Raw genomic sequence first — 4,815 nt, forward strand, 5'->3', positions numbered from 1 at the left:
GTCCTGATTTAAATTTAATCCACTATATAAACAAAGGTCGTCTGAAACTTGAAAATCAAGTTTCAGACGACCTTTAAGCATTGATTAAACCTTACTTAAACATCAATCTTCCCGCTTACGAACCTCCGCAGGCGTGCAGTCGAAATATTGCTTGAATGCCTGCGTGAAGCTGGAAGTGTGTCCGTAGCCGCAACGATAGGCGATTTCGCTGATGCTTTCCTTGCCTGTTGTCAACGCATAAAGCGCATATTGCATGTGTTTGTGCCGCAGCCAGTCGCTGACAGTAATCCCGAAATAATCCCGCAGGCGGCGTTGCAGCGTCCGTTCGCTGACGTGCAGCGCGGCGGCGAGTTCCGCCACTTGGTGCGCGCCTTGTTCAAAAGCCTGATTCAGACCATGCACAAACCCGTCTCCGTCCGACAGGCGAACCGTCCCGCCCGATTTTTCAGACGACGGCGACAATGGATAACGGCTGCAAAAATCGCGCCACAATCCCGCAAGCAACTGCAAGGCATCGGCTTCGCGCTGCAAAACATCGCCCAATCCGTCGCCCTGCGCCGACAGCATCAAACTGTTTTCCGCCAAAGCGCGCAATTCATCGCTCAAATGCCAATGCCGCACCGTCTCGCAGTAAACCGCCGGCAGCATCGCCGCGTATTGCGGTTGCGACAGCCATTGTTCTATGCCTTTCAACGTGATTTTCGCCGTTTTCTCCCCTTGATAGAGATAACGGCTGAACAAAATCTCCTCCTCCGCAGCAATCAACACCATCCGTCCGCCGTCTGCCTCAATCTGATAGCGGTTTTGATTGATGGCAAAATCCAAACGCCCTTCCAGCAGCAGGATAAACGAAATATACGGCTCGGCAAGCTGCGTACTTTGGAAATCCTTTTGCGCGGTCACGCAGCCGCCATGCACGGAAATGCCGCTGTGCAGCGTATCGAAACGGTAATTGCCGCTCAGATAATCGCTGCCCCCGCCTTGTTGCACCAGCCGGACGAAATGTTGGCTGTTTAAAGAGTCTCTTTCCATAAATCATTTTATTTTCAACAGACTGTCAAACACAATAACACCGATTTCCCTTCAGGTAAACCGACACGAAGGTCGTCTGAAACCCCAATCCGCGTCTTTTTTCCCAACATACTTCCGATAAAAAAGGGGAGGTCGGTTTTAGAGGGATGATGGAAGGAGAATACAAAAAGGTCGTCTGAAACGCTTGATAATCCTTGATTTGATGTTGTGATTATAAAGTTGAACTAAATAATAGGATGAAAAAAGGTCGTCTGAAACGGAGTTTAAAGTTTCAGACTACCTGTTGTCAGTGGATGGATTCGATGCCGGTAATGTTCCCCTTTGAATCAAACGAGACACAGAAATAGTATTCGCCGTCGGGTATCAATGCATCGTCATCATTGTGAAACACGATATCGAAATCCTGATCGAAAAAATCCAATTTTTGCAGCTTTAAGTCTTGGAGGAAGCTTCCCTCCGTCGGATGCGGATTGGGAAAAAATCCGTCTTTGGTGCGGATGCCGTTGTGTTTGCGGATATGTTCGAGCAGGTAGGTGTTTAGGGAGGCATAGAGTTGCGCCTGTTGGGCAAATACTTCCGGCAAGCGTTTGAGCGTCCCTCCCGCCGGTTTGTCGCCCTCTGCGTTCAAAGACAATTTCACAGGCAGCCCCGCCCATTCTGCCTTGGCTTCGAAATTTTCCATAAATGTGTTTAATCTGAATGTTGCCAGCGGATGGGTAAACAAAACGGGATTCAGATATTCGCGGCGTAGGTTTTCCAATTCTTGATTGTGTGCATCGCTTTCGAGCGCTTCAACTAAAAGTATATGGCTCAACCACTCGCCTCCGAATGGCTCCCAATCCATGGCTAACTTACTTCGGATACGGTACACAGTCAGTGGCTTGAGCGTTTGAAATGAACAGTTTTTAAAGGGGTTGTTTGCACCGTCTTCCGCCCAGGTCAGCTTGTATACGGGCTGATCCATGAACGTACCGCTTTTAACATGAACATAGCCTAAAATTGGGCAACTTTTGCCTTGGAATTGTTTTTTGCCGCCACCTATACCTGCGTTAATCCTGAATGTTCCTATTTCAGGGTCGAAATCGGAAGTCAAAACCAGCATTTCTTCCGATTCGTTGGCGAATAAGTCGGCATAAACCGCCGTATTCAAATTCAAAGCCGCCAAACGCGCGCGCTCTTGTTCATCTTCGGCAGAAGGACCTATACCCAAAAAACGCAGCAGACGCGTCAGTATGCCTTCGCGTTTGACGCGGCCCGGTTCGTCGAAAGAAGCCATCATAAAATCCTTTTAAAATGTGAACATCAATTGGCGGCATACCTGAAAAAGGGTGGATATGCAAATGGCGACAAATGAATATGGCTCAACCACCCAATCCGTTCCACGCCGATTTATTGTCAGCACTATATAATCCGCAGTATTTCCAACAGGTCGTCTGAAAACCCCGATTTCAATCCGGTAAACACCATGCAAGACATCAAACCCCTGCTTGTTTTCGCCGCCGTCCTCGAACACGGCAGCATGAACGCCGCCGCTGCCGCGCTGGGCATGACCCCGTCTGCCGTCAGCCAGCACATCAACCGCCTCGAAACCCTGCACGGCATCAAGCTGTTAAACCGCAGCACGCGCAGCCTTTCGCCGACCGATGCCGGCCGCGCTTTGGGCGAATACTGCCGCCGCCTAGCCGCCACGCTTACCGATACGCGTACCGTTATCGACAACCTCAAAACCGAACCCGTCGGCGAATTGCGTATTTCCCTGACTTCCAGCGTCATCGGTTCCCGCGCTTTTCAGACGGCGTTTTCACGATTACAAACCGAGTTTCCCAAAATCCGCCCCGTCCTCAATTTCAGCGATACCTTGGACGACCTGCAACACAATCAGACCGACATCGCCATACGCGGCGGCGACCGCGCTTTGGACGATCCCAATTTGGTTGCGCGCCATCTCGTTACCTGGCCGTACACCATTTGCGCAGCGCCCGATTATCTCGACCGCCATCCGCCCATTACCCATCCCTCGCAGCTTTATGCCCACCGCTGGCTGCACTTCCTGCCCATCCGCACAACCTTGCAACACAGTGGCGAAAGCTATTTTTTCGACATCACCGACAGCATTGCCTGCACGCATCTTGCCGCCGTGTGCAGCCTGACCGAAAGCGGTTTCGGTTTGTCTTTGCAAGTGGGCGGCGAAGTTCGGGAAAAAATCGCCCAAGGTCGTCTGAAAACCGTTTTGCCCGAATGGACGCTGCCGCCGGTCAGCCTCTATTTGGTTACGCCTTACCGCGTTCAATCCGCCAAAACCGAAGCCGCCGTCCGTATTTTCACAGAAAGTTTCGCCAAGGAAGCAGACGCATGAGCGCGGAAAATTGGAGCGTTTACCTGATTTTGTGCGAAAACGGCGCACTCTACTGCGGCATCAGCAACCGCCCGCAAGAGCGGTTCGCCGCCCACCTTGCAGGCAAAGGCGCGAAATACACGCGGCTGAACAAACCCGCGGCGATGCGTATCGTTTCAGACGGCCTCTCCAAAAGCGAGGCGCTGAAACGGGAAATCGCCATCAAAAAACTGACGGTAGGGAAGAAGAGGGAATTGTGGGAAGCGGCGGCGGGAAATGCGGTTATAGTGGATTAACTTTAAATCAGGACAAGGCGACGAAGCCGCAGATAGTACAGATAGAGACCTTTGCAAAATTCCCCAAAATCCAGATAGTACGGAAAGGCGAGGCAGCGCCGTACTGGTTTAAAGTTAATCCACTATATTTTCGAATAGCGGGTTTTGCCGCAAAATAGGCTTATGTCGGTAAGGGAAGAAACTTCTGTGGATGAGTAGGTAAAAATTCATATTGAATGTTATCATTCTTCATATCTTAAAGGGCTTGAGCCAAAATGAATGGATATTTAAGGAAAGATATGATTTTTTCTCAACTCAACCGCGCAATCTTATTCGTGTTTTCACTCACCGCTTTGGCGGCTTGCCGCGTCGAACCGGCAGCGTCCCAAGAAATACTTGCTGATCAAAACAGCAAAAAAGAGCCTGCCATATCGTCCCAAAAAACCGACAAGGATAAGTGCTATATCAATTATCCTAAGGAACAGAAGCATTTGGCAGAGGCGGAATGTTTAACCTTGCCTATTTCATCTAAAACCTGGTTTCAATCCTACCCGAGACTGTCAAATGGCTTTCTGGATTTGAATAAGATTAAGGCACCAAAGGATGTTAAAGAATATATATATGCTGTTCCAACAAGTGTCCCCGAGCATGCAAAAGTTTTGGGTGTGATTCCTTATAATGATTCATTTGCATGGCTTGTTGTTGCCATTAATGGAGAGTCGGAAGAATCTGAAGGAAATAGCATTGTTGAACAAGAATATGTTATCTATCTGGTCAATAGAAAGGATGGAAGCATAGGTCAAGACTATACCGGTCTTCCACCGTTAGGCTCGATAGACTTGGTATATGAATCATTCTATGACAATAAAAAATTATTGCGCCCGCCCTTCAATTTTAAAAAGATAGATGGAATACTGAGTTACCATGTAGCAGATACCTTGTCCTTGAAGCCACAAGGAAAGTGTGTGATGGAATTTGAACTCAGCAAGGAGTTTGTATTAAAAACAGATAGGGTCTGCTATGAATTTCATCAGGGTAAAAAATCCATATCTTCTAAGGATAAGATGATTTGGAAGCTTAATCCGGAAAGTATGAAATTTGAAGATCAAGAATTGTCATCAGAAAATTAAAAGCCTGTATCGCATTATAGTGGATTAACTTTAAACCAGTACG

Annotated in this window: 5 protein-coding genes; 3 read left to right on the plus strand and 2 right to left on the minus strand. The window is 48.4% G+C overall.

Annotated elements, in window-relative coordinates; all coding sequences use genetic code 11:
- Positions 1-102: 102 nt before the first annotated feature.
- Both HMPREF2572_RS08425 and HMPREF2572_RS08430 read right to left on the minus strand, forming a co-directional pair.
- A complete protein-coding gene (locus tag HMPREF2572_RS08425; protein WP_070497689.1) occupies positions 103-1,032 on the minus strand; it encodes a helix-turn-helix transcriptional regulator in 930 nt (309 codons plus the stop codon).
- Positions 1,033-1,318: 286 nt separating this feature from the next.
- Positions 1,319-2,311 carry a DUF7021 domain-containing protein gene (locus tag HMPREF2572_RS08430; RefSeq protein WP_246827789.1) on the minus strand — a complete coding sequence of 331 codons (993 nt, stop codon included), beginning with the start codon at positions 2,309-2,311 and terminating at the stop codon, positions 1,319-1,321.
- A 186-nt stretch (positions 2,312-2,497) separates the two neighbouring features.
- Between HMPREF2572_RS08430 and HMPREF2572_RS08435 the strand changes: the two genes are divergently transcribed.
- From HMPREF2572_RS08435 to HMPREF2572_RS08445, 3 genes are all read left to right on the plus strand, one after another.
- Positions 2,498-3,388, plus strand: coding sequence for a LysR family transcriptional regulator (locus HMPREF2572_RS08435; protein WP_070497693.1), 891 nt, complete (start codon positions 2,498-2,500; stop codon positions 3,386-3,388).
- Positions 3,385-3,663: a GIY-YIG nuclease family protein gene (locus tag HMPREF2572_RS08440; protein ID WP_070497695.1), complete on the plus strand. Its 279-nt coding sequence runs from the start codon at positions 3,385-3,387 to the stop codon at positions 3,661-3,663. Before HMPREF2572_RS08435 ends, HMPREF2572_RS08440 begins: the two co-directional genes overlap by 4 nt.
- Before the next feature lie 278 nt (positions 3,664-3,941).
- Entirely contained in the window at positions 3,942-4,772 is an 831-nt protein-coding gene (locus HMPREF2572_RS08445; protein WP_070497697.1) for a hypothetical protein, read from the plus strand.
- The last annotated feature ends 43 nt before the right edge of the window (positions 4,773-4,815 follow it).

Origin of the sequence: Neisseria sp. HMSC064E01 (assembly GCF_001808875.1) — a bacterium.
In the GTDB taxonomy this organism is placed as follows: Bacteria; Pseudomonadota; Gammaproteobacteria; order Burkholderiales; family Neisseriaceae; genus Neisseria; species Neisseria sicca_A.